This window comes from Curtobacterium sp. GD1 (assembly GCF_020882855.1).
Lineage (GTDB): Bacteria > Actinomycetota > Actinomycetes > Actinomycetales > Microbacteriaceae > Curtobacterium.
Genome location: NZ_JAFEVQ010000011.1, coordinates 58,554 through 82,548 on the forward strand (window position 1 = coordinate 58,554; position 23,995 = coordinate 82,548).

Annotated in this window: 17 protein-coding genes; 12 read left to right on the forward strand and 5 right to left on the reverse strand. The window is 69.6% G+C overall.

The window, feature by feature from the left end; genetic code table 11:
* Positions 1-28 precede the first annotated feature (28 nt).
* The 4 genes from JSX79_RS07945 (at position 29) to JSX79_RS07960 (ending at position 6,414) form a co-directional block, all read left to right on the forward strand.
* Positions 29-613: a TetR/AcrR family transcriptional regulator gene (locus JSX79_RS07945; RefSeq protein WP_229085741.1), complete on the forward strand. Its 585-nt coding sequence runs from the start codon at positions 29-31 to the stop codon at positions 611-613.
* Positions 614-755: 142 nt separating this feature from the next.
* The gene (locus JSX79_RS07950) at positions 756-2,558 is read left to right on the forward strand and encodes a hypothetical protein (protein WP_229085742.1); all 1,803 of its coding nucleotides are present in this window, start codon (positions 756-758) and stop codon (positions 2,556-2,558) included.
* Positions 2,555-4,369, forward strand: a complete 1,815-nt coding sequence (locus tag JSX79_RS07955; RefSeq protein ID WP_229085744.1) for a hypothetical protein — start codon at positions 2,555-2,557, stop codon at positions 4,367-4,369. Before JSX79_RS07950 ends, JSX79_RS07955 begins: the two co-directional genes overlap by 4 nt.
* 2 nt (positions 4,370-4,371) lie before the next feature.
* Entirely contained in the window at positions 4,372-6,414 is a 2,043-nt protein-coding gene (locus JSX79_RS07960; protein WP_229085746.1) for a hypothetical protein, read from the forward strand.
* Between the two features lie 74 nt (positions 6,415-6,488).
* On the opposite strand, the gene tsaE is transcribed toward JSX79_RS07960, so the two are convergent.
* From tsaE to glmS, 5 genes are read right to left on the reverse strand one after another with little or no spacing between them, the layout of a single operon-like run.
* Entirely contained in the window at positions 6,489-6,998 is a 510-nt protein-coding gene (tsaE, locus tag JSX79_RS07965) for a tRNA (adenosine(37)-N6)-threonylcarbamoyltransferase complex ATPase subunit type 1 TsaE (RefSeq protein ID WP_374475091.1), read from the reverse strand.
* On the reverse strand, positions 6,995-8,155 hold the full coding sequence (alr, locus tag JSX79_RS07970; RefSeq protein WP_229085747.1) for an alanine racemase: 1,161 nt from the start codon (positions 8,153-8,155) through the stop codon (positions 6,995-6,997). The genes tsaE and alr (JSX79_RS07970) overlap by 4 nt, the downstream gene beginning before the upstream one ends.
* Positions 8,152-9,255, reverse strand: a complete 1,104-nt coding sequence (gene alr, locus JSX79_RS07975) for an alanine racemase (RefSeq protein WP_229085748.1) — start codon at positions 9,253-9,255, stop codon at positions 8,152-8,154. Before alr (JSX79_RS07975) ends, alr (JSX79_RS07970) begins: the two co-directional genes overlap by 4 nt.
* Complete coding sequence (locus JSX79_RS07980; RefSeq protein ID WP_229085749.1) at positions 9,252-9,632, reverse strand: holo-ACP synthase; 381 nt, start codon at positions 9,630-9,632, stop codon at positions 9,252-9,254. Before JSX79_RS07980 ends, alr (JSX79_RS07975) begins: the two co-directional genes overlap by 4 nt.
* A gap of 7 nt (positions 9,633-9,639) precedes the next feature.
* On the reverse strand, positions 9,640-11,487 hold the full coding sequence (gene glmS / locus JSX79_RS07985; protein ID WP_229085750.1) for a glutamine--fructose-6-phosphate transaminase (isomerizing): 1,848 nt from the start codon (positions 11,485-11,487) through the stop codon (positions 9,640-9,642).
* A gap of 124 nt (positions 11,488-11,611) precedes the next feature.
* Here glmS and JSX79_RS07990 point away from each other — a divergent pair, with 124 nt between their 5' ends.
* The 8 genes from JSX79_RS07990 to JSX79_RS08025 all read left to right on the forward strand — a co-directional run bounded on the left by JSX79_RS07990 (position 11,612) and on the right by JSX79_RS08025 (position 23,987).
* Complete coding sequence (locus JSX79_RS07990; RefSeq protein ID WP_229085751.1) at positions 11,612-12,799, forward strand: ATP-binding protein; 1,188 nt, start codon at positions 11,612-11,614, stop codon at positions 12,797-12,799.
* Positions 12,800-12,809: 10 nt separating this feature from the next.
* Positions 12,810-13,295 carry a glutathione peroxidase gene (locus tag JSX79_RS07995; RefSeq protein ID WP_229085752.1) on the forward strand — a complete coding sequence of 162 codons (486 nt, stop codon included), beginning with the start codon at positions 12,810-12,812 and terminating at the stop codon, positions 13,293-13,295.
* A 92-nt stretch (positions 13,296-13,387) separates the two neighbouring features.
* Complete coding sequence (locus tag JSX79_RS08000) at positions 13,388-16,681, forward strand: hypothetical protein (RefSeq protein WP_229085753.1); 3,294 nt, start codon at positions 13,388-13,390, stop codon at positions 16,679-16,681.
* Entirely contained in the window at positions 16,678-19,038 is a 2,361-nt protein-coding gene (locus JSX79_RS08005; protein ID WP_229085754.1) for a hypothetical protein, read from the forward strand. The genes JSX79_RS08000 and JSX79_RS08005 overlap by 4 nt, the downstream gene beginning before the upstream one ends.
* Positions 19,039-19,214: 176 nt before the next feature.
* Positions 19,215-20,549, forward strand: a complete 1,335-nt coding sequence (locus tag JSX79_RS08010; RefSeq protein ID WP_229085755.1) for an enolase C-terminal domain-like protein — start codon at positions 19,215-19,217, stop codon at positions 20,547-20,549.
* Positions 20,550-20,761: 212 nt separating this feature from the next.
* On the forward strand, positions 20,762-22,000 hold the full coding sequence (locus JSX79_RS08015; RefSeq protein ID WP_229085756.1) for a sugar ABC transporter substrate-binding protein: 1,239 nt from the start codon (positions 20,762-20,764) through the stop codon (positions 21,998-22,000).
* Positions 22,001-22,105: 105 nt separating this feature from the next.
* Positions 22,106-23,074 carry a carbohydrate ABC transporter permease gene (locus tag JSX79_RS08020; RefSeq protein ID WP_070417844.1) on the forward strand — a complete coding sequence of 323 codons (969 nt, stop codon included), beginning with the start codon at positions 22,106-22,108 and terminating at the stop codon, positions 23,072-23,074.
* A complete protein-coding gene (locus JSX79_RS08025; RefSeq protein WP_229085757.1) occupies positions 23,067-23,987 on the forward strand; it encodes a carbohydrate ABC transporter permease in 921 nt (306 codons plus the stop codon). The genes JSX79_RS08020 and JSX79_RS08025 overlap by 8 nt, the downstream gene beginning before the upstream one ends.
* The last annotated feature ends 8 nt before the right edge of the window (positions 23,988-23,995 follow it).

A 23,995-nucleotide genomic window follows, 5' to 3' on the forward strand; every position in this document is an offset into this window, starting at 1 on the left:
CCCCGTCGTCCGTCCGAGGAGCCACCACGTGACCACCACCGAAGCCCCCGCCCCCGGCGACAGCGGCCTGCGGGAGCGCAAGAAGCAGCAGACCCGGGCCGCCATCCACCGGTCCGCGCTCGAGCTCGTCACCGATCGCGGGCTCGCCGGCGTCACGGTCGAGGAGATCTGCGCCGCCGCCGGCGTCTCGCCCCGCACGTTCTTCAACTACTTCCCGTCCAAGGGCAACGCCGCCCTCGGCCTCCCCGCGACCACCGTCCCGGACCCTGCCCGCGCGACCTTCCTCGCCGGTGCGGGCACGCTCGTGTCCGACCTCTGCGACCTCGTCGCGCAGACCGTGACCCTGCCCGAGGACCGCCGCCGGATGAAGTCGCTCGTGCAGGCGCGGCCCGAGATGGTCCCGACGATGCTGCAGTGGATGGCCGAGGCCCGGTCGGCGATCGTCGAGGTCGCCGCCGAACGCACCGACGCCGAGGCGGCACGGACCGCCGTCACGCTCGTCATGGCCGCCGTCATCGAGGTCGCGCACCGGTTCTCGGTCGCGTCCCGCGACGAGCTGGCGGACCGGCTCCGCGGCGTGGTCGCGGAGATGGGGCGGCTCGCCGCCGGCTGAGCAGCGCGACCACGTCCAGGAGGCGCGGTGCGGGTCCGACCCGCACCGCGCCTCCTGGACGTGTCCGGCCACTGTCATCGCATCCAGTTTTTCAACATGTCAGATACCGCATATTTGGGTGTCCGACTACGAAAGGCTCCGGATGCACATCCCTCGAACCCTCTCCACCTGCATGACGGGCGCGCTCGGCGTCATGCTGCTCGCCGGCATCGTCAGCGTGCCGACGACCGCGACGGCTGCCACGAGCAGCGCGGTCGCACCGGTCCGCGACGCGGTCGTCACGATCGAGAGCGAGCCGCACTACGCTCCGGGCGGCGCGGTGCGGATGTCCGGGACCGGCCCGGCGAACGAATGGGTCGTGGTCGACGGACTCCCGACCGATCCTGACGGCACGATCGGTTCGAACGGCGCGTTCATCGACGAGCGCGGCGTCTGGACCCTGACGACGTTCCCGAGCGCCCACGAATCGCGGTACGACGCGACGGTGACGCCGATGACGGTCCGGTCGAACGAGTACGTGCCGATCGGTCCGCCGGTGTCGCAGACCCTGACCGCGGATGCCGGGTACGCGATCGTCGAGCGGGACCTCACGGTGACCGGTGGACTCGAGGTGCGTGAGGGAACCAGGGCAGTCCTCTCCGGAACGTCGAACGCGTTCTCCAGGGTCCACCTCGAGTTCGAGAACGGGCAGTTGGCCATCGGGTTCGCCGACCAGGCGGGCGAGTGGTCCCTCGTCGGTGACAACCCGCTCACCCACAGCCAGACGGTCCGGGTCCTCGCGAACGAGGACGCCGGCGGAACACTGAGGGAGATCGTCGAGGCCGACGTGGTCGTCGTCGACGAGAACGGTGACCCGATCGAGGACGGCGACCCCGGTGAGGAAGTCGACCCGCCCGAGTCCGTACCGGTCGAGGTCACCTCGGACCTGACGTACCTGCGGGGGGAGCGTCTCCGGATCACGGGGACCGCGACGCCCGGAGCCGAGATCGAGGTCATCGCCTCCGACTCCGTCACCAGCTCGTCCCTCGGCGGGACGGTGACGGCGTCGCCCGAGACCGGGGCGTTCGAGTTCGTCTCCGACCGTAACGTCGCGATGCCCAACGGGCTGCCCGTGCTGGACGTGACCGTCCGCCAGGGCGATGACGAGACCGATCTCGCGTTCCACTCCCTCCAGGAGGGCGTCGCCTTCCGATCGACCCAGGTCACCTCGGACACGACCTACGACGAGGGCGCCGAGACGGTCGTCTCCGGCACGACGTCGCCCCACTCGCTGCTGTCGGTGCAGGTCGCCGACCTCGGCCGCGCGGACCTCGTGCGGGCGGACGCGGACGGTGCCTTCACGTTCACCACCACGAAGCTCGCCGGGCCCGAGCAGACCGTGCGCATCGAGCAGCTCTTCGAGGCCGGCGAGACGACCGAGCACGTGTTCACCCGTCGCGACGACGCCCCGGCGATCACGGTCGCGACGGAGACGTTCGTCAAGGGGCAGAAGCAGCGCATCGAGGGCACGGCCGCGCCGAAGGCGAAGGTCAACATCTACTCGGGGTCGAAGTACCTGATGAACGTGACCGCCGATGGTGCGGGCAAGTGGTCCTACACGACCGGGGCTGTCATCAACGACGACACCTTCACCCGGACCCTCAAGTCGGACGGGGCGAAGGACGTCACGTTCACGTTGACGGCTGCTGAGCAGGAGCAGGCGGCGCCGATCACGGTGGCGACGACGTCGTTCGTGCAGGGCAAGAAGCAGCTGATCGAGGGCACGGCTGCGCCGAAGGCCCGCGTCGATGTCTTCTCCGGGTCGAAGTACCTGATGCACGTGATCGCGGGCGCTGACGGGAAGTGGTCGTACACGACCGGTGCCGTCATCAACGACGACACCTTCACCCGGACCCTCAAGTCCGTCGGGACGGACGACGTCACCTTCACCCTGACCGCGAAGTGAGCAAGAACATGCAAGCGCAGAAACACCCCACGACGACGGGCCGACGCTGCGCCGGTGGTGCGATCGCCGTCGCGGTCCTCGCCGGCCTCGTGACCCTCCCCGCTACCCCGGCAACGGCCGCCGAGCCGTCGACGTCCGCGTCGCAGACCGCCGAGCGCGCAACGCAGACCGACCGCGCCACCATCGAGAGCGACCTCCGGTACCTGCCGGGCCGGCCCATCGGCATCGCCGGCACCGGACCCGCCAACGAGTGGATCAAGATCACCGGGTTCCCGGCGAAGGACGGCACGACCAGGACCTTCGGCACGCTCGTCCGCCCGGACGGCGTCTGGTCGACGACGGGAGGGTCGGTTGTCGCGACCGCTCCCAGGTACGACGTCACCGTGACGCCGATGCGCCTCGGCGAGAAGGACCTCGAGCCGTCCGGACCGACGGTGTCGGCCACGCTCACCGCCGACCCCGAGTTCACGACCATCGAACGGGACTTCACGGTCACCGACGGGCTGAACGGACGGCCCGGAGAACGCGCCGTCCTCTCCGGCACCGCGAATGCCTTCTCGCCGGTGCTCCTGCGCTTCGAGCGTGGTGTGGTCGGGGCGACCGCGGACCACCGGGGCATGTGGTCGGCGCGGAGCAATCACGTGCTCACGCGCGCCGAACAGGTCACGATCACCGGGAACTCGAATGCGGACGGCACCGGCGGCACCCCGCTCACCGTCGAGGTCACCGTCGACGGCGGTGGTGAGGACCCGGTACCGATCACGGCACCGGTCGTCGTCACGTCGGACCTGACGTTCCTCAACGGGACGCCGCTCCGGATCTCGGGCACGGCGTCGCCCGGTGCGCGGATCGAGGTGTCAGCAACGGATGCGTTCGATGGCGACGGACTCAGCGGATCGGTGGTCGCTTCGCCCACCACCGGCGAGTTCGAGTACGTCTCGGGGCGGAAGATCGGCACGGAGTCCCTGAGCTCGAGGCTCGACGTCACGATCCGCCAGGGAGACGAGGAGACGCACCACGAGCTCCGTTCCCTCCAGGAGGGCGTCGCCTTCCGGCCGGTCGCGATCACGTCGGAGCAGACCTTCGTCCGCGGGATGCCGACCCGGATCACCGGTGTGGCGTCACCGTACGCGCTCCTCTCGGTGTGGTTCGGCAGGTTCGGCGCCGCCGATCTCGTCCGGGCGGATGCCGAGGGGCGGTGGGAGATCACCACGTCGAAGCTCTACCTGGACAACGAGACGGTGAGCGTCACCCAGCACTTCGAGGATGGCGGGACCGTGGAGTTCCCCTTCACCCGCACCGACAAGGTCGCACCGATCACCGTGGCGACCAAGACGTTCGTCACGGGCCAGAAGCAGCTGATCGAGGGCACGGCCAAGCCCAACGCACGAGTGGACGTCTACTCGGGGTCGAAGTACCTCATGCACGTCATCGCTGGGTCCGACGGGAAGTGGTCGTACACGACCGGCGCCGCGATCACCGACGACACGTTCACGCGGACGCTCAAGTCGCTCGGCGCGGACGACGTGACGTTCACGCTGCACGCTGCGCCGTCCCAGACTCCGCCGATCACGGTCGCGACGACGTCGTTCGTCAAGGGCCAGAAGCAGCTGATCGAGGGCACCGCCGCGCCCAGGGCGAAGGTCAACGTCTACTCCGGCTCGAAGTACCTCATGAACGTCACGGCCGGCGCCGACGGCAAGTGGTCGTACACGACCGGAGCGGTCATCGACTCCGACACCTTCATCCGCACCCTCAAGTCCGCCGGGACTGAGGACCACACCTTCACCCTCACCAAGGAAACAGACTGAACATGGAACACCAGAAGCAGCACAAGTACACCCCCGGTCAGCGGTGCGCCGGCGGCGCGATCGCCGTGGCTGTCCTCGCCGGCCTCGTAGCCCTCCCCGCGACCTCGGCGACCGCTGCGGCCGCCGCTGCGCAGACCACCGCGGTGGCGCAGTCAACGGAACGGTCGACCTCCGCCGCCCTGGCCGTCACGCACGGGCTCCAGTTCGCACCGGGCGACCGAGTCGGCCTGACCGGTACCGCAGCCCCCGACGCCGAGGTGACGATCGCCGGGCTGCCCGGGAAGAACGGCGCGATCGACAAGCCCGCCACGGTGCTCGCGGACCACACCGGCAAGTGGGTCGTCGCGACCTCCGCCGGTTCGGCACGCGCCGACTCGTACGACCTCACCGTCACGTCCGGAGGCACGTCGATCGACGTCACCACGAAGGCGGACCCGGACTACCACCTCGTCGAGCGGGAGCTCACCGTCCCGGCAGGCCAGCGCTTCGTCGCCGGCGAACGGCCGGTGGTCTCCGGGACCGCGGACGCGTACTCGATCGTCATCGTCCGGGGTCTGCCCGGTACGCCGTCGAGCGATGCGGTGGGTGCGATCGCCGACGAGAACGGCGACTGGTCGATCCGTGCCGCGCAGCCCGCGTCCGGCGCGATCGTCGTCGACGTGACCGGGCAGAGCCTCGGGCAGTCGAAGACCGTGCAGGAACACGTCGAGCTCGAGGCCCGAGCGGGCGAGTTCGAGGCGTTCACGATCGAGGACGGGCTGACCTACGCGCCCGGCACTCGGCTCGCGCTCTCCGGTGAGGCGCTCCCGGGTTCGGCCATCAAGGTCGAGGGGCTGCCGACGAACCCCGGCGTCCCGAACCTCGGACCGACGCAGCGCATCGTCGCCGATGCATTCGGCAAGTGGAAGCTCTTCACGCCCGGGAAGAGCGCGACTGCAGACGGGTACGACATCACCTTCACGGTCGCCGGATCGACCCGGGTCGAGCGCGTGACGGCGGACGAGGCCTACGCCCCGGTACAGCGGGACTTCACCGTCGCCGAGGGCCAGACGTTCGTGGTCGGCGAGATCGCGACCGTGACGGGTACGGCCGACGCGTTCTCGACCGTGCGAGTCGACGGGCTCCCCGGGCGGACCGGCATCTACGGTGTCGAGGCGGACCGTCACGGCAACTGGACGGCGACGAGCGCCGTGCCGGCGACCGCAGCCTTCACCGTGCAGGCGAGCGGTTTCGAGCACGGTGGGTTCAGCGAGGTCGTGAAGCGAACGATCCAGCCGGAGCAGACGCAGACGGCGCCGATCACGGTCGCGACGACGTCGTTCGTCAAGGGGCAGAAGCAGCTGATCGAGGGGACCGCCGCGCCGAAGGCCCGCGTTGACATCTACTCGGGCTCGAAGTACCTGATGAACGTGACTGCCGATGGTGCGGGCAAGTGGTCGTACACGACCGGTGCCGTCATCAACGACGACACGTTCACGCGGATCCTGAAGTCCGATGGTGCTGAAGATCTGGAGTTCACGCTGACCGCTGCCGAGCAGGAGCAGAAGGCGCCGATCACGGTCGTCACGACGTCGTTCGTCAAGGGGCAGAAGCAGCTGATCGAGGGGACCGCCGCGCCGAAGGCCCGCGTTGACATCTACTCGGGCTCGAAGTACCTGATGAACGTGACTGCCGATGCTGCGGGCAAGTGGTCGTACACGACCGGTGCCGTGATCAACGACGACACGTTCACGCGGACCCTCAAGTCCGACGGGGCGAAGGACCTCACCTTCACGCTGACCGCTGCCGAGCAGGAGCAGAAGGCGCCGATCACGGTCGACACGACGACGTTCGTCAAGGGCCAGAAGCAGCTGATCGAGGGCACGGCGGAGCCGAAGGCCAAGGTCAACATCTACTCCGGGTCGAAGTACCTGATGAACGTCACCGCGAACGCCGAGGGCAAGTGGTCGTACACGACCGGTGCCGTCATCACCGACGACAGGTTCACCCGGACGCTCAAGTCCGAAGGCGCGAAGGACCTCACCTTCACCCTGAACGCGCAGTAATCGGACCGACAGGTCGACCAGGAGGCGCGGATCACGCGAGCCGACCGGCTCACGTGATCCGCGCCTCCCGTCCGTCAGATCGTGGCGTCCGCCCAGCGTGGGCCGGAGGCGGTGACGACCACACGGCGCGGCTCGTCGGGGACGTCGTCCGGGTCGAGATCGTCACCGGCAATCGTGTCGTCGGCACCGGTCGCGCGGATGATCTCGACGTCGAGGACGCTGTCCGAGATGCCGTCGACGAACCCGCGACCCCACTCGACGACGACGATCGAGGCGTCCCAGTCGAGGTCGAGGTCGTCGAGCTCCACCGGGTCGGACAGCCGGTAGGCGTCGACGTGCACGAGGTCCGGCCCGGCCGAGGTCGGGTGTGTCCGGGCGAGGACGAACGTCGGGCTCGAGACCTGCCCGCGGGCGCCGAGCGCTGCGCCGAGCCCCCGCGTCAGGGTGGTCTTGCCGGCGCCGAGCGGACCGGTCAGGACGACGAGGTCACCGGCACGGAGGACGGCCGCGAGTCGGGAACCGAGTGCACCCATCTCCTCGGTGGTCCGGGCCGTGGTGTCGAGCAGCACGTGGGAGTCGGTCACCGTTCGCCCCGGAGGTACTCGGCGACGTGGCCCTCGACCCGGTGCCCTTCGTAGACGCGGGGCACCCGGGTGCCGATCCGGCAGACGATCTCCTCACCGATGGTGCCGAGCGCGTCGCCCCACTCGAGGACCGTCATCTCGTCGTGCTCACCCGTGCCGAACAGCACGACGGTGTCACCGACCCGGACGTCGTCGTCGCCGACGTCCACGAGGAACTGGTCCATCGCGACGCGACCGGCGATCGGGTAGCGCGTGCCGCCGATCGCGACCTCGATGCGGCCCTGTGCGAGCCGCGGGACGCCGTCCGCGTAACCGACCGGGACGAGCGCGAGGGTGGTCTCGGCGGTGGTGCGGTACGTGTAGTCGTACGAGACACCCGTGTCGACGGGCACGCGCTTCGTCTTCGCGACCGAGGCGGTCAGGGTCATCACGGGCTCGAGGCCGAGGTCGGCCGCCGAGACGCCGTCGGCACCGGGGATGCCGAACAGGTTCGCGCCCATCCGGACCATGTCCTTGCGGAACTCCTTGCGCTCGAGCCCGGCGAGCGAGGCGGCGACGTGCTCCGTCGGGATGTCGAGCCCGAGGTCGTCGGCCTGCTCGACCGCGTCGTCGAAGAGCGCCACGGCGGAGGCGTCCTCGTCGTCGGAGGACTCGGCGAGGTGCGTGTAGGCGGCCACGACCTCGATGCGTCCGTCACGCTGGGCGTCACGGGCGAGGGTCACGAGGGCGGGCCAGTGGTCCGGCGTCGAACCGTCGCGGTGCAGGCCGGAGTCGAAGCCGAGGTGCACCCGGGCGGGACGCTGGTCGACGGCGTCGATCACCCGCTGCAGCTCCGGCACGTTCGAGACGCCGAGGTCGACGGCGGAGTCGATCGCGTCGCGGAAGTCCAGCGCGGGGTCGTGCTGCCACGTGAAGAGGTGGACGTCCTCGCCGACGCCGATCGAGCGCAGACGCAGGGCCGCGGGAACCGTGAGCACGCCGATCCACCGGATGCCCGCGTCCACCGCGGCGAGGGCGATCGGCTCGAGGCCGTGCCCGTAGGCGTCGGCCTTCATGATCGCCATGAGCTCGACCGGGTCCATCCACTCGCGGACCAGGTCGAGGTTGGCGCGGTAGGCGTCGAGGTCGATCCGGGCCCGGCGCAGCGGCGCGTTCACGAGGTCCTCCGTTCGACGCTGCGGCCGACCCGGGCGACCACCTCGTAGTTGATCGTGCCGACTGCGGCGGCCCAGTCCTCGACCGCGGGGTCGCCGTTCGCCGGGTCGCCCCAGAGCACGGCCTCGTCGCCGATCCGGACGTCGGCGTCGCCGATGTCGACGTGCATGGCGTTCATCGCCACGCGACCGACGACCGGGAAGGTGCGGTCGCCGATCCGCACCGAGACGCGGTTGCCGAAGTCGCGGTCGAAGCCGTCCGCGTACCCGAGCCCGATCACCGCGAGCCGGGTGTCCGTCGTCGCACGCCAGGTGTAGCCGTAGCTGACGCCCTCGCCCGCACGGACCGGGACCGTCCGGAGGACCGCGGCGGTCACGCGCATCGCGGGGCGGAGCCCGAGGTCGGCCGAGGTGCGGTCGGGGAACGGGCTGAGGCCGTACAGCGCGAGGCCGACCCGGGCGACGTCGTGCCGGGTCTCCCCGACGGCGAGGCTCGCGGCGCTGGCGGCGAGGTGCACCATGTCGGGAACGATGCCGTTCGCAGCGAGACCGTCGAGCGCGCGCTGGAGGGCGGCGTCCTGGTCGAGGTCGTCGGCGCGGGAGGCGTTCGCCAGGTGCGACATCAGGCCCTCGATGCGGGTGCGGTTGCCGCTGCGGGCAAGGCGACCGGCGGTGGCGAAGAGCTCGGACCACTCGGACTCCACCGCGCCGTTGCGGCTCAGGCCGGTGTCGACGCAGATGTGCACCGCGGGGACCTCGGAGTCGGCGGCGGCGGAGAGCTGGTCGACGCTCGAGACCGCCGGCGTGATGCCGTACTGCGCGGCGCGACGGAAGTCCTCGTCGGGGGCGTGCAGCCACGCCAGGATCCGGACGCCCTCGTCGATGCCGGCGTGGCGGAGGGCGATCCCCTCGTCGATGTCCGCGACGCCGAGCCACTCCGCGCCAGCGTCCACGAAGGCCTGCGCGGACTCCGCTGCGCCGTGGCCGTAGCCGTTGGCCTTGACGACCGCGATGACGCCGGACGGAGCCACCTGTTCGGCGACGGTCGCGTAGTTGGCGATCAGCGCCTCCCGATCGACCGTGATGCCGGTGAACGCGCTCACGCAGATTCCCCTGTTCCTTCGAGGACCACGAACGCCGTCGCGATCCCTCCGTCGTGCGAGAGCGAGAGGTGCACGCTCGTCACCCCGCGCCCGTCCGCCACTTGGCGCGCCCCCTGGCGCAGCGTCAGCGACGGGTTCCGCTGGTCGTCGGAGACGACCTCGAGGTCTTGCCAGCTCAGCCCGGCGCTCGACCCGAACGCCTTGATCAGCGCTTCCTTCGCCGCGAACCGCGCGGCGAGCGACGCGATCGGCCGCGGTTCCCCGTCGCGGACGAGCTCCGACGGGGTGAAGAGGCGCGTGCGCATCGCGGGCGTCCGGTCGAGCACCCGCTCGAACCGTTCCAGGTCGACCACGTCGACACCGATGCCGATGATCATCGTGCGACTACTCGACGGTGACCGACTTCGCGAGGTTGCGCGGCTGGTCGACGTCGAGGCCCTTGGCCGCGGCGAGCTCCATGCCGAACATGTGCAGCGGTGCGACCGCGAGCAGCGGCTCGAACAGCGGCGTCGCGAGCGGGATGCGCAGCACCTCGTCGGCGAAGGGCAGCACGGCGGCGTCGCCCTCTTCCGCGATCGCGATCACCCGGGCGCCGCGGGCGCGGATCTCCTGGATGTTCGAGACGACCTTGGGGTGCAGCGACCGCGGGTCGCGCGGCGACGGGACGATCACGAAGACGATCTGCCCCGGCTCGATCAGGGCGATCGGGCCGTGCTTGAGCTCACCGGCGGCGAAGCCCTCGGCGTGGATGTACGCGAGTTCCTTGAGCTTGAGTGCACCCTCGAGTGCGATCGGGTAGCCGACGTGGCGGCCGAGGAAGAGGACGCTCCGGGTGTCGGCCATCCAGCGGGCGAGGTCCTTGATGCCGGACGCGTCGTCGATGGTCTGCTGCAGCTTCGGTGCGAGGCCCTCGAGCTCGGCGACCTGCTCGGCGATCTGCTCGGCCGTGAGCGTGCCCCGCAGCGTGGCGAGGTGCAGCCCGAGCAGGTAGAGCGCGACGCCCTGCGCGATGAACGCCTTGGTCGACGCGACGGCGACCTCGGGCCCGGCGTGCGTGTAGATCACGGCGTCGGACTCGCGCGGGATCGTGGCGCCCTGGGTGTTGCAGATCGACAGGACCTGGGCGCCCTGCTCGCGGGCGTACTTCACGGCCATGAGCGTGTCCATGGTCTCGCCGGACTGGCTGATCGAGACGACCAGCGTGCGGTCGTTCAGCACCGGGTCGCGGTACCGGAACTCGTGCGCGAGCTCGACCTCGACCGGGACGCGGGCCCACTGCTCGATCGCGTACTTGCCGAGGATGCCGGCGTAGGCCGCGGTGCCGCAGGCGATGACGATGACCCGGTCGACCTGCGCGAGGCGGTCGGCGATCGGGTCGAGGTCCGTCAGCGTCACGGCGCCGTCGTGCACGCGGCCGAGGATGGTCTTCGCGACGGCCTCGGGCTCCTCGCTGATCTCCTTCGCCATGAACGAGGTCCAGCCGCCCTTGTCGGCCGCGGAGGCGTCCCAGTTCACCTCGAACTCGCTCGGCGATGCCGGGGTGCCGTCGAAGTGGATGACGTCGACGCCGTCGGGGCGGATCGTGGCGATCTCGTCCTGCCCGATGGCGAGGGCGCGCTGCGTGTAGGCCACGAACGCGGCCACGTCGGAGCCCATGAAGTTCTCGCCGTCGCCCAGGCCGACCACGAGGGGGGAGTTGCGACGGGCGCCGACGACCACACCGGGCTGGTCGGCGTGCACGACGAGGAGCGTGAACGCCCCTTCGAGCCGCTGCACGGCCTGCTGCATGGCGGCGGTCAGGTCACCCGTCGTGCGGAACGACCGGGCGACGAGGTGTGCAGCGACCTCGGAGTCGGTCTCGCTGAGGAACGCGACGCCCTCGGCCTCGAGCTCGGCGCGGAGCTCGGAGAAGTTCTCGATGATGCCGTTGTGGATGAGGGCGAGCTTGCCGCCGTCGGCCAGGTGCGGGTGCGCGTTGCCGTCGGTCGGGCCACCGTGGGTCGCCCAGCGGGTGTGGCCGATGCCCGTCCCGCCGTCGGCGATGGGGTGCGATTCCAGCTCGTCCACGAGGGCCTGGAGCTTGCCCGCCTTCTTCGCGGACGCGAGCTCGTGCGACCCGTCCACGACGGCGATGCCCGCCGAGTCGTAGCCGCGGTACTCGAGCCGACGGAGACCACCGAGGAGGACGTCCTGGCTGCTGTTGCTGCCGACGTAGCCGACGATTCCACACATGGGGACGATCCTACGGTCTGGCTGGACGACGACCCTGCGAACCAGCCGGATCGATGCGGTCTCGTCATCTGGTGCTTTCTGTGCAATTCTGTAGCGATCGACAGACTGCCACAGATTGGGAGAGATGCACGCGGAGCTGAACCCCTACGCGCCGGGCGCTGGCCTCCGGCCACCCGAGCTCGTCGGACGCCAACCCGAGATCGACGCGTTCGACCTCCTGGTGGCTCGGTCCCGTCGTGGACAGACGTCGAGGAGCCTCGTCCTGCACGGACTCCGTGGAGTCGGCAAGACCGTGCTGCTGAACCAGTTCCGGGCACAGGCGGACGCCGCAGGGTGGCTCGTGGTCGACGTCGAAGGACAGACGTCGGACTCCGGTCAGCAGACCACCCGCCGGCGACTCGCGCGTGAGGTAGCCCTCGCTGCGCGCCGGCTCCACCGCGGAAGGGCGGTGACGGCCGCGGTGCGGGACGCGTTGGCGACGGTGAAGGCCTTCAGCGTGCAGTTCGGCGGCCTGGGGTTCTCTGTCGACGTCGAGGCCTCGGTCGGGCGCGCGGACACCGGTGTGATCGAGATCGACCTGGAGGAGCTCGTCGAAGACCTGGCCCCGGCGCTCCGCGAGCAGCAGCGGGTACTCGCGCTGTTCGTCGACGAGCTGCAGGACCTCGAACCCGGACTGCTCTCCGCGTTGATCTCAGTGCAGCACCGGGCAGGCCAGCGAGAGTGGCCGTTCGCCGTGGTCGGGGCCGGCCTGCCGAGTGTGCCGGGCGCGCTCACCGCCGCCAAGTCGTACGCGGAGCGCTTGTTCGACTACCGCGAGATCGGCTCCCTCCCGTCGGGCGCTGCTGCCGACGCCCTCGTCCTCCCTGCGCAGCGTTCCGGAGTCACGTTCGAGACCGACGCGCTCGACGTCATCATCGACGCGGCGGGCGGTTACCCCTACTTCCTGCAGACGTACGGCTCTGCCGCGTGGGACCTGGCGGCGGACAAGCGGATCACCCGAGCGGACGCAGACGGCGCGATCGAACGCGGGAACGCCGAGCTGGACGGCGGGTTCTTCCCCGGGCGATGGGCGAGTGCGACACCCGCCGAACGCCAGTACCTCGTCGCGATGGCCGACGACCCCGAGGGTGAATCCTCGACGGGCGAGGTCGCGAGCCGCCTGGGGGTCCCCGCGAAGGCGACCAGCCAAGCGCGGCAGGCGCTCATCGGCAAGGGGATCGTGTTCGCGCCGCAGCGAGGACGGATCGCCTACACCGTGCCGCACATGCGAGCGTTCGTCCGGCGTCAGGCGGATCTCGACCTCGTGGACTAGCGTCCGGGACATGGGACGCTTCGACGACATCGCGATCACGACGCTGCACGGTGAGGACACCACGTTCGTGGCGTTCGCGGACAAGGCGGTGCTCGTCGTGAACGTCGCGTCGCGCTGTGGCCTCGCTCCGCAGTACGAGCAGCTCGAAGCGCTCCAGAAGGAGTACGGCCCCCGCGGCTTCACGGTCCTGGGCTTCCCGAGCAACCAGTTCCTGCAGGAGCTCGGCTCGTCCGAGGCGATCGACGAGTACTGCTCCACCACGTGGGGCGTCACCTTCCCGATGTCCGAGAAGGTCAAGGTGAACGGCAAGAGCGCCCACCCGCTCTACCAGGCGCTCAAGGAGACCCCGGACGCCGACGGCAAGGCCGGGCGGGTCACGTGGAACTTCGAGAAGTTCCTGGTCGCCCCGGACGGCACGGTCACGCGGTTCCGCCCGACGACGAAGCCGGATGCACCGCAGGTGATCGCCGCGATCGAGGCGGCGCTGCCCGCCTGAGCCGTCGGCGCTCGGCGCGGTAGCAATCGCACGGTGCCGTACTTCAGACGGAAATACTACATTTGAGTCCTCCCCCGAGGAAGGACTCTCCCATGCACCCACGATCCACGATCGCCCGCGCCTGTGCGCTCGGCGTCGCTGGCCTCGTCCTCCTGAGCGGTCCGGCGCTCTCGACGGCCGCCCCCGCGCAGGCGGCGGCGTCGGTCGCCCGCAGCGCCGACAACGCCACCACCCCGGTCACGATCACGTCGAGCACGACCTACGTCAAGGGTGACCCGCTCGCCATCTCCGGCACGGGCATCCCGGACTCGACGATCCGTGTCTGGATCAACGACGACCGGCTCCCCGACCAGGATCTCTCGACCGACTCCGAGGGCGAGTGGACGCTGCACCTGGGCGCGGCGTTCGTCGAGTCGATGGACTCGTTCACGCTGCGACTGTACGGCGAGAACGGGCACGACTCCACGACGACCTTCACCGCCGACCCGAACGGTCAGCAGACACCCGTGACGATCACGTCGAGCACGACCTACATCAAGGGTGATCCACTCACCATCACCGGCACCGGTCTGCCGAAATCGAGCATCCAGGTCGTGATCGACGACGAGCCGCTCACGAACCCGATCCTGCGGACCGACTCCGACGGCAAGTGGGCGCTCGACTTCAGTGCCGCGTTCGTGTCCGCGAGGGACTCGTTCAGACTGCGGCTGTACGGCGAGAACGGGCACGACTCCACGACGACCTTCACGGCGGACCCGGACGCCGAGCGCACCCCGGTCACCATCACGTCGGGCACGGACTACGTCAAGGGTCAGCCCTTCACCATCACGGGCACGGGGCTCCCGAACACGACCGTCATGGCATGGGTGAACGACAGCTACATCTCGTACCCGGAGATCACGGTCGGCAAGGACGGAACCTGGTCGCTCCGGATCGGTGCAGCGTTCGCCGGACAGGACTCCTTCTCCCTGCGACTGCGCGGGACGAACGACCACCAGATCGAGACGACGTTCACCGCAGACCCCGATGCGCAGCCGACGCCGATCGCCATCACATCCGCGACGGAGTACACGACGAGCGAACCGCTCACCGTCTCGGGCACCGGGCTGGCCAGCACGACGATCCAGTACTTCATCGACGGCGCCCCGGGGCCGAAGGAGATCGACGTCGACGCCGACGGGCGCTGGTCGCTGCCGATCAGCGCGGGCATCACCGCTCGCGACTCGTTCGCGCTCCGGCTCGTGGGGGAGAACGGCCACGACAGCACCACGACCTTCACCGTCGACCCGGACGCGAAGCCCGTGCCGATCACCATCGAGTCCGGCACGTCCTACGTCAAGGGCGAGCCGTTCAAGGTCACCGGTACCGGACTGCCGAACACGACGATCAACTACGGGATCGACGGCAAGCTCATCTCGTCGCCAGAACTCACGGTGGACGACGACGGGCGCTGGACGCTGCCGATCGGCGTGGCCTTCGCGGGGCGTGACTCGTTCGAGCTCCGGCTCTTCGGTCTGAACGGGCAGGAAGCCGGGGCCACCTTCGCGGCGGATCCCGACGCCGAGATCACGCCCGTCGCCATCACGTCGGGGACCTCGTACACGCGGGGAGCGTCGCTCACGGTCACGGGGACCGGAGTGCCGGAGACCCGGATCCACTACTGGGTCAACGGTGTTCCGGGCATCAGTCCCCAGCTGCACACGGACGTCGACGGGCGCTGGTCCCTCCAGCTTCCGCCGTCCCTGACCGGCGGTGAGACGCTCGACCTGCGGCTCGTCGGCGTCAACGGGCACGACACCACCACGACGTTCACGGCCGATTCGGACGCTGGCACGCTGCCGGTCACCATCACCTCGAGCACGGAGTACGCCAAGGGCGACCCGTTCACGATCACCGGCACCGGGCTGCCGAACTCGGTCATCGACTACTGGGTGAACGACGCCTACGTCTCGGAACCCTGGCTCGTCGTCGACGAGCACGGGAAGTGGGAGCTCCCGATCCTCAGCGAGTTCTCGAGGCAGGACTCCTTCACGCTCCGACTCCGCGGCGAGAACGGGCACGACAGCACCACGACCTTCACCGCCGATCCGGACGCGCAGCCGACGCCGGTGACGATCACCTCGGGGACCGAGTACACGAAGGGCGACCCGTTCACCGTCGTCGGCACCGGGCTGCCCGAGACGCGGATCCAGTACTGGGTGGACGACGCGCTCTCCACCGCACCGGTCACGGTCGACGAGCACGGGAAGTGGGAGCTCCCCATCAGCCCGACGTTCGCCCGACAGGACTCGTTCACGCTCCGACTCGTCGGCGTGAACGGCCACGACACGACCACGACCTTCACGGCCGACCCGGACTCCGAGCCGACGCCGGTGACGATCACCTCGGGGACGACCTACACGAAGGGTGACCAGCTGACGCTCCAGGGAACCGGCCTCCCCGGCACGGACATCCGCTACTGGCTCGACGGCAAGTACATCTCGGACCCGAAGCTCACCGTCGGGAAGGACGGCACGTGGTCCCTCCGGATCAGCCCCACCTTCGCCGCCCAGGACTCCTTCACGCTCCGGCTGCTCGGGGTGAACGACCACGAGGTCGAGACGACCTTCACGGCAGCGGCCGATGCACCGGCGAACGAGGTCACGGTCGCCACGATGTCGTTCGTCAAGGGACAGAAGCAGCGCATCGAGGGCACCGCGGCGCCGAAGGCTCGCGTCGATGTGTACTCGGGGTCGAAGTACCTGATGCACGTGATCGCGGGTGAGGACGGGAAGTGGTCGTACACGACCGGGGCTGCGATCACCGGCGACACCTTCACCCGGACGCTCAAGTCCGAGGGTGCGAAGGACGTCACGTTCACGTTGACGGCTGCTGAGCAGGAGCAGACGGCGCCGATCACGGTGGCGACGACGTCGTTCGTGAAGGGTGAGAAGCAGCGGATCGAGGGCACGGCTGCGCCGAAGGCTCGCGTCGATGTGTACTCGGGGTCGAAGTACCTGATGCACGTCGTGGCGGGTGAGGACGGGAAGTGGTCGTACACGACCGGTGCCGTCATCACCGACGACACCTTCACCCGGACCCTCAAGTCGGAGGGGGCGAAGGACGTGACGTTCACGTTGACGGCTGCCGAGCAGGAGCAGACGGCGCCGATCACGGTCGCCACGACGTCGTTCGTCAAGGGGCAGAAGCAGCTGATCGAGGGCACGGCCGCGCCGAAGGCCCGCGTCGATGTGTACTCGGGGTCGAAGTACCTGATGCACGTGATCGCGGGCGCTGACGGGAAGTGGTCGTACACGACCGGCGCCGTCATCACCACCGACACGTTCACCCGGACCCTCAAGTCCGTCGGGACGGACGACGTCACCTTCACCCTGACCGCGAAGTGAGCAAGAACATGGAACAGCAGAAACACCACACGACGACGGGCCGACGCTGCGCCGGTGGTGCGATCGCCGTCGCGGTCCTCGCAGGCCTCGTGACCCTCCCCGCCACCCCGGCAACGGCCGCCGAGCCGTCGACGTCCGCGTCGCAGGCCGCCGAGCGAACAGCGCAGCAGGACACGACCGCCGCACTCGCCGTCACACACGGCCTCGAGTACGCACCGGGGGACCGGCTCGGTCTGACCGGCACGGCAGCGCCGAACGCCGACGTCACCATCACCGGGCTCCCCCGCAAGGGCGGCACGATCGACCGACCGGTCACGGTGCGGTCCGACCAGAGCGGCAAGTGGATCGTGTTCACCGTTCCCGGGTCGGCGCTCGCCGAGTCCTACGACCTCGCCGTCGCCTCGGGCGGGGCGTCGATCGACGTCACCACGCGTGCGACGGACGGCTACCGACTCGCCGAGCGAGAACTCACGATCCCGGCGGAGCAGCGCTTCGTCCGGGGCGAGGCGCTCACGGTCACCGGAACGGCCGACGCGTACACCTCCGTCGCGGTGCTCGGGCTCCCTGGCTGGAAGCCCGGCCAGCCGGGTACCGGCACCACTGCCGACGAGAACGGCGACTGGTCGATCACGAGCGAGGAGCCGGCGTTCGGTGCGCTCCTGCTCGAGGCACGGGGTCAGGGACTCGGGCAGAGTCGCTGGGTGCAGGAGCGGGTCGAGCAGGAGGTGCGGCCCGGCGAGTTCGAGGCGTTCACGATCGAGGAGGGTCTGGTGTACGCACCGGGCAGTCGGCTCGTGTTGGTGGGGGAGGCGCTCCCCGGCTCCATCATCACCGTCGACGGACTGCCCGAGCAGCACGGCGGTTCCGGCTCCGGGACGACCCGCCGCGTCACCGCCGACGACGACGGCACGTGGCAGCTCGTCACGCTGCACGGATCGGCCACCGCCGACCGCTACGACCTGACCTTCACGGTCGGCGGATCATCGCGGTCGGAGCGGGCGACTGCGGACGAGTCCTTCGTCCCGGTGCAGCGCGACGTCACGGTCACCGAGGGGCAGACGTACGTCCGTGGCGAGGTCGCCACGGTGACCGGGACGGCTGACGCCTACACGAGCGTGCGGGTCGACGGCCTTCCGGGGCGGACCCTCGGGTACGGGGTCGTGGCCGACCGCAACGGCAACTGGACGGCGACCAGCGCGGACCCGGTGACGAACGTGTTCGAGGTCCGGGTGCAGGGGCAGCAGCACGGCACGGTCAGTCCGGTGGTGACCGCCGTGATCGACCAGGCGCCGCGCGAGGGCGAGTTCGAGGCGTTCACGATCGAACGCGGGCTCACCTACGTCCCGGGCGGGACCGTCGGCCTGTCCGGCACTGCTCTGCCGTTCTCCCGGATCACGGTCGACGGGCTGCCGTCCGCCTCCGGTCCGTCGAAGACCAACTGGGTGGTGGCGGACGTCGACGGCGCCTGGGCGATCGCGTCCTCCGACCGTGCCGCGACGGCCGACCGGTACGACCTGACGTTCACGGTCGCGGGCTCCGCGGTCACGCGCACCGCCACCGCCGACCCGGACCTCGACGTCGTCGAGCACGACCTGGCGTTCGCGAGCGGGCAGTCGTTCGTGGTCGGAGAACGCGCCACGATCCGAGGCACGTCCGACGCGTTCGCGGTGGTGCACTTCCGAGGGCTGCCCGGGGATCCTTCGAACGGCAAGATCGTGATCGCCGACGCCGACGGCAACTGGGTCGCCACGAGCGGCGAGCCGATCACCGGCCGGACCCCGATCATCGTGTCGGGCTTCGGGGGAGGCGAGTACCGCTCCCTGCAGGCCACGATCGTGCCGTCGGAACGACCGCAGACGCCGCCGATCACGGTCGCCACCGAGACGTTCGTCACGGGGAAGCGGCAGCTGATCGAGGGCACGGCCGCGCCCAAGGCCAAGGTGAACATCTCCTCGGGTTCGAAGTACCTCATGAACGTGACCGCGGGCGCTGACGGGAAGTGGTCGTACACGACCGGTGCCGTCATCAACACCGACACGTTCACCCGGACGCTCAAGTCCGAGGGTGCGGAGGATGTCACCTTCACGCTGATCGCTGCCGAGCAGGAGCAGACGGCGCCGATCACGGTGTCGACGACGACCTTCGCCAAGGGGCAGAAGCAGCTGATCGAGGGCACGGCCGAGCCGAAGGCCCGCGTCGACGTCTACTCCGGGTCGAAGTACCTGATGCACGTGATCGCCGGCGCTGACGGGAAGTGGTCGTACACGACCGGTGCCGTCATCACCGACGACACCTTCACCCGGACCCTCAAGTCCGCGGGCACGAAGGACATCACCTTCACCCTGCACGCGCGGTAACCGGATCACCCGGATGCGCCCCCGCTCCACTCCGGAGCGGGGGCGCATCCGCATTCATCGGACGACTCACCGCGCATTCCGGCGCAAACCTGAACGAGAAGACCCTTGACAGCAGAGACATCGGATGTTTCGATGAGTCCGTTCGGTCGACGGAGACCGAACGGGTAGGAGACACGATGAGCCGCATCACCGGTCTGCGCGTCCGCGACGTCCGGTTCCCGACCTCCCGGGACCACGACGGATCCGACGCCATGAACCCGGCGCCCGACTACTCCGCCGCCTACGTCGAGATCGCGACCGACGCCCTGGACGGCCACGTCGGCACCGCCTTCGTCTTCACGATCGGCCGCGGCAACGAGGTGCAGGAAGCAGCGATCGCCGCCCTCCGCGAGCACGTCGTCGGCGCGGACGCCGAATCGGTCCTCTCGGACATGGGCGGGACGTGGCGCACGCTCGTCCACGACTCGCAGCTCCGGTGGCTCGGGCCCGAGAAGGGCGTGATGCACATGGCGATCGGCGCCGTGGTGAACGCCCTCTGGGACCTCCGGGCGAAGCGCGCCGGGCAGCCGCTCTGGGCGCTGCTCGCCGATCTCAGCCCGGACGAGCTCGTCGACCTGGTGGACTTCCGGTACCTCTCCGACGCCATCACCCCGGCCGACGCACGGGAACTGTTCGAGGCCGCCGTGCCGCTCCGTGCCGAGCGCCGACGCCGCCTCGAGCGCGAGGGCTACCCGGCGTACACCACCACCCCCGGCTGGCTCGGCTACGACGACGAGAAGCTCGCCCGCCTCTGCCGCGAGGCCGTCGACGAGGGCTTCACCCAGATCAAGCTCAAGGTCGGCGGGGACATCGACGAGGACGTCCGACGGCTCGGGATCGCCCGCGCCACGGTCGGTCCGGACATCCGGATCGCGATCGACGCCAACCAGCGCTGGGACGTCGACGAGGCGGTCACGTGGATCGAGCGGCTCCGCCCGTTCGACATCGCGTGGGTCGAGGAGCCCACGAGCCCCGACGACGTCCTCGGACACGCCGAGATCGCCCGCCGCATCGCACCGATCCCGGTGGCGACGGGGGAGCACATGGCGAACCGGGTGATCGCGAAGCAGCTCATCCAGGCGGACGCGATGTCGGTGCTCCAGATCGACGCCACGCGGGTCGCCGGGGTGAACGAGAACCTCGCGATCCTGCTCCTCGCCGCCAAGTACGGCGTCCGCGTCTGCCCGCACGCCGGCGGGGTCGGTCTGTGCGAGGCGGTGCAGCACCTCTCGATGTTCGACGCCGTCGCGCTCACCGGAGACCTCGACACCCGCTGCATCGAGTTCGTCGACCACCTGCACGAGCACTTCGTGACACCGGTCGACGTGCACGACGGCCGCTATTGGCCCCCCACCGCTCCCGGCGCGGGCACCGAGATGCACGCCGCCACGCTCGAGGACCACGCGTTCCCCGACGGCCCGGTCTGGGCCGCCGTCGACGCGAGCGTCCCGGACGCCGTCCGCGTCGCCTGACGCACACCGACCCCGTCCGCGTCGCCTGACGCACCCCGACCCCGTCCGCGTCGCCTGACGCACCCCGACCCCGTCCGCGTCGCCTGACGCACACCGACCCCGTCCGCGTCGCCTGACGCACCCCGATCGCGACGCCCGACGCCCCTGACCCGCACCACGTTCCTCCCGTACCGACCCCCCACCCTGATCACCACGACGAAGTGGAGACTCCGATGCACCGACGCCGAATCGTCGCGGGGCTGGCGGCAGCCGCCGCCACCGCGCTCGTCCTCGCTGGTTGTTCCTCCGGCAGCAGTGCCGGCGGCAGCCAGTCCAAGGACGCCATGACCTGGTCCATGTGGATCGCCGGGAAGGAGGACAAGGCCGCCTGGCAGAAGGTCGCCGACACCGTGAAGAGCGAGGACGGCATCACCCTGACGATCCAGGGCGCCCCGTTCGAGAACTACTTCACGAAGCTCAGCACGCAGCTCAGCGCCGGCAGCGCCCAGTGCATCGTGAGCATGCAGTCGCTCCGCGCGGCGAACTACACCTCGTCGCTCCTGTCGCTCGACGACCTCGCGAAGAAAGACGGCCTCGACCTGTCGGCGTACGACAGCACGGCGCTCGACGGCATGAAGGTCGACGGCAAGCTCTACGGTCTGCCGTACGACACCGGGCCCATCCTGATGTTCTACAACAAGGACCTCTTCAAGCAGGCCGGCGTGGCCGACCCCGAGCCCGGGTGGACCACCGACGACTTCGAGCAGGCCGGCGAGGCGCTCAAGGCGAAGGGCATCACCGAGTTCGGCTCGACCGTGGGCGACCTCAACCTCGAGTCGATGATCTACGGCTACAACGGCGGCCGGGTGATCACGAAGGCCGGCAAGATCGACGCCACCGACACGAAGTTCGCGGACGGCCTGGACTGGCTCGCGAGCCTGGTGAAGAAGGGCTACGCGACCCAGGCGTCGTCGGACACCTCGACGCCCGGCAACGACTTCGCCGCCGGCAAGGTCGCGATGTACACGGACGGTCCGTGGTCGCTGATCAGCCAGAAGGCCAAGGTGAAGTTCGACCTCGGCGTCACGACGCTGCCGGCCGGGACCTCGGGCCCGTCGACCTTCGCCGCCGGTTCCGGCTTCGGCGTCTCGAAGCAGTGCAAGTACCCGGAGCAGGCGTTCAAGGCCGTCCAGACGATGACCAGCGAGAAGGTCCTGACGTCCCTCGCCGAGCAGGGGCGTGCCTTCCCGGCCCGGACCGCGGCGCAGGACGCGTGGTACTCCAGCGCCGGCATCGACGGGGCCGAGACCGCGCTCAAGGCGGCCCTCGCCAAGTCCTCGCCGCTCCCGGGCAACAAGCAGAGCGACCAGCTGGGCCAGCTCTTCACGCAGTACGCGCTCCAGGCGGTCAACGGACAGACGTCCGGCAAGGACACGATGTCCTCGATCGCCGGCCAGCTCGGCACGCAGTGACCGACGCGACCGACTGACGGACTGGAGGCGCGGGTCGACCCCGCCCCGCGCCTCCAGTCCGCCACCCCGACAGCAAGCACCCGCGAACGACGAGGAGGTCGTCGCATGACCACCATCCAGGATCCACCGGCGGTCCCCGCCGTCGCGACCGCGGTCGCGACGGGCACGGCCACGCCCCGCCCCAAGGGCGGTGACGCCGACGGCGTCGTCGGTCGGCGCTCGTGGTGGGGCGCCGCCTTCGCCGCGCCGCACTCCATCGGGCTGGTCGTCTTCACGGCGTTCCCGATCATCGCCTCCCTCGTCGTCAGCTTCATGAACTGGCCGATGCTCGGCGAGCGCAGCTTCGCCGGCATCGAGAACTACGCCAGGCTCTTCGCCGATCCGGTGTTCCGGACGGTGACGCTCAACACGGCCCTGTTCGTGGTGCTGTACGTGCCGCTCAACCTCGTCGTGTCGCTCGGGCTCGCTGCCTGGCTGACGCCGCGGATCGCCGGTCGACACGTCTTCCGCGTGCTGTTCTTCATCCCGACCATCACGCCGATCGTCGCGAACGTCGTGGTGTGGCGGATGCTCTACCAGCCGGGTGGCGCGATCGACGCCTCCCTGCAGTCGACGGTCGGCGTGCACGCGCCGAACTTCCTCGCCGACGAGCACTGGGCGATGCTCGCCATCGTCGCCATGAGCGTCTGGCAGGGCTTCGGGTACAACATGCTCATCTTCTCGGCGGCCCTCGACGCCGTGCCCGAGAACCAGATCGAGGCGTCGCAGCTCGACGGCGCGAACGCGTGGCAGACGTTCTGGGCGATCAAGTTCCCGCTCATCTCGCCGTCGGTGTTCTTCGCCACGATGATGACGCTGATCACCTCGTTCCAGGTGTTCGTGCAGCCGTTCGTCCTCACCAAGGGCGGACCGGGCACGGCGACGGAGACCCTCGTGCAGTACATCTACAACACGGGCTTCCAGAACCAGCAGCTCGGGCTGGCCTCCGCCGGTGCCTGGGTGCTGTTCGTCATCATCCTCGGGATCACGGCCGTCCAGTTCCTCGGGCAGAAGCGGTGGGTGCACTATGAGTGAGCTGACCAAGCCCCGCACGAGCGGGTTCACCACGTCGAACCGCACGGTCAACCCGCGGTCCGTGCCCCGGACCGCCTCGGCGCCCCGGCCCGGACGGCTCCGGCACGCGATCGGCTACGCGCTGCTCTGCCTCGTCGCGCTGCTCTTCGTCTCGCCGCTCATCTACATGGTGGCGACGAGCCTCAAGCCGGCGGACCAGGTGTTCACCACGCCGCCGACGCTCTGGGGACGCTCGCTCGAGTGGGACAACTACGTCCAGGCGTTCACCTACCTGCCGTTCGCCCGCTTCATCCTGAACGGGATCTTCGTGGCGGCTGCCGGCACCGTGATCAACGTCGTCGTGGCCGTGCTCTCCGGGTACGCGTTCTCGCGGCTGCGCTGGCGGGGGCGGAACACCGTGTTCCTGCTCTTCCTCGTGACGCTGATGATCCCGCAGGACGTCCTCGTCATCCCGATGTACGTGATGATGCAGGGCTTCGGGTGGGTGGACACCTTCCAGGCGCTCATCGCCCCGTGGGCGTTCACGGCGCTCGGCGCGTTCCTGATCCGGCAGTTCTTCCTCACCGTGCCGCAGGAGCTCGACGACGCAGCACGCGTCGACGGCGCCGGCGCCATCCGGACCTTCGTCTCGGTGATGCTGCCGCTCGCCCGGCCGACGATGGCCGTGCTCGCGGTCTTCTCGTTCATCTCCTACTGGAACTCGTTCCTCTGGCCGCTCGTCGTGGTCAACGACGTCGAGGCCCACGGCACGATCCCGCTCGGCCTGCAGCAGTTCTTCGGGCAGCAGGGGTCCGAGTGGAACCTCGTGATGGCGGCCTCGGTGATCTCGATGCTCCCCACCGTGATCCTCCTCGTCCTGCTGCAGAAGCACCTCGTCAAGGGCATCGTCACCAGCGGCCTCGGCGGCCGGTGACGTGCTGT

What these genes read in the sequence shown, in the direction of transcription:
- JSX79_RS07995 (WP_229085752.1), top strand. Translation starts at nt 12,810, where the DNA reads ATGGGACGCTTCGACGACATCGCGATCACGACGCTGCACGGTGAGGAC.
- JSX79_RS07950 (WP_229085742.1), top strand. Translation starts at nt 756, where the DNA reads ATGCACATCCCTCGAACCCTCTCCACCTGCATGACGGGCGCGCTCGGC.
- JSX79_RS07980 (WP_229085749.1), bottom strand. Translation starts at nt 9,632, where the DNA reads ATGATCATCGGCATCGGTGTCGACGTGGTCGACCTGGAACGGTTCGAG.
- glmS (WP_229085750.1), bottom strand. Translation starts at nt 11,487, where the DNA reads ATGTGTGGAATCGTCGGCTACGTCGGCAGCAACAGCAGCCAGGACGTC.
- JSX79_RS08015 (WP_229085756.1), top strand. Translation starts at nt 20,762, where the DNA reads ATGCACCGACGCCGAATCGTCGCGGGGCTGGCGGCAGCCGCCGCCACC.
- JSX79_RS08025 (WP_229085757.1), top strand. Translation starts at nt 23,067, where the DNA reads ATGAGTGAGCTGACCAAGCCCCGCACGAGCGGGTTCACCACGTCGAAC.
- JSX79_RS08020 (WP_070417844.1), top strand. Translation starts at nt 22,106, where the DNA reads ATGACCACCATCCAGGATCCACCGGCGGTCCCCGCCGTCGCGACCGCG.
- JSX79_RS07990 (WP_229085751.1), top strand. Translation starts at nt 11,612, where the DNA reads ATGCACGCGGAGCTGAACCCCTACGCGCCGGGCGCTGGCCTCCGGCCA.
- JSX79_RS08000 (WP_229085753.1), top strand. Translation starts at nt 13,388, where the DNA reads ATGCACCCACGATCCACGATCGCCCGCGCCTGTGCGCTCGGCGTCGCT.
- JSX79_RS07960 (WP_229085746.1), top strand. Translation starts at nt 4,372, where the DNA reads ATGGAACACCAGAAGCAGCACAAGTACACCCCCGGTCAGCGGTGCGCC.
- JSX79_RS08010 (WP_229085755.1), top strand. Translation starts at nt 19,215, where the DNA reads ATGAGCCGCATCACCGGTCTGCGCGTCCGCGACGTCCGGTTCCCGACC.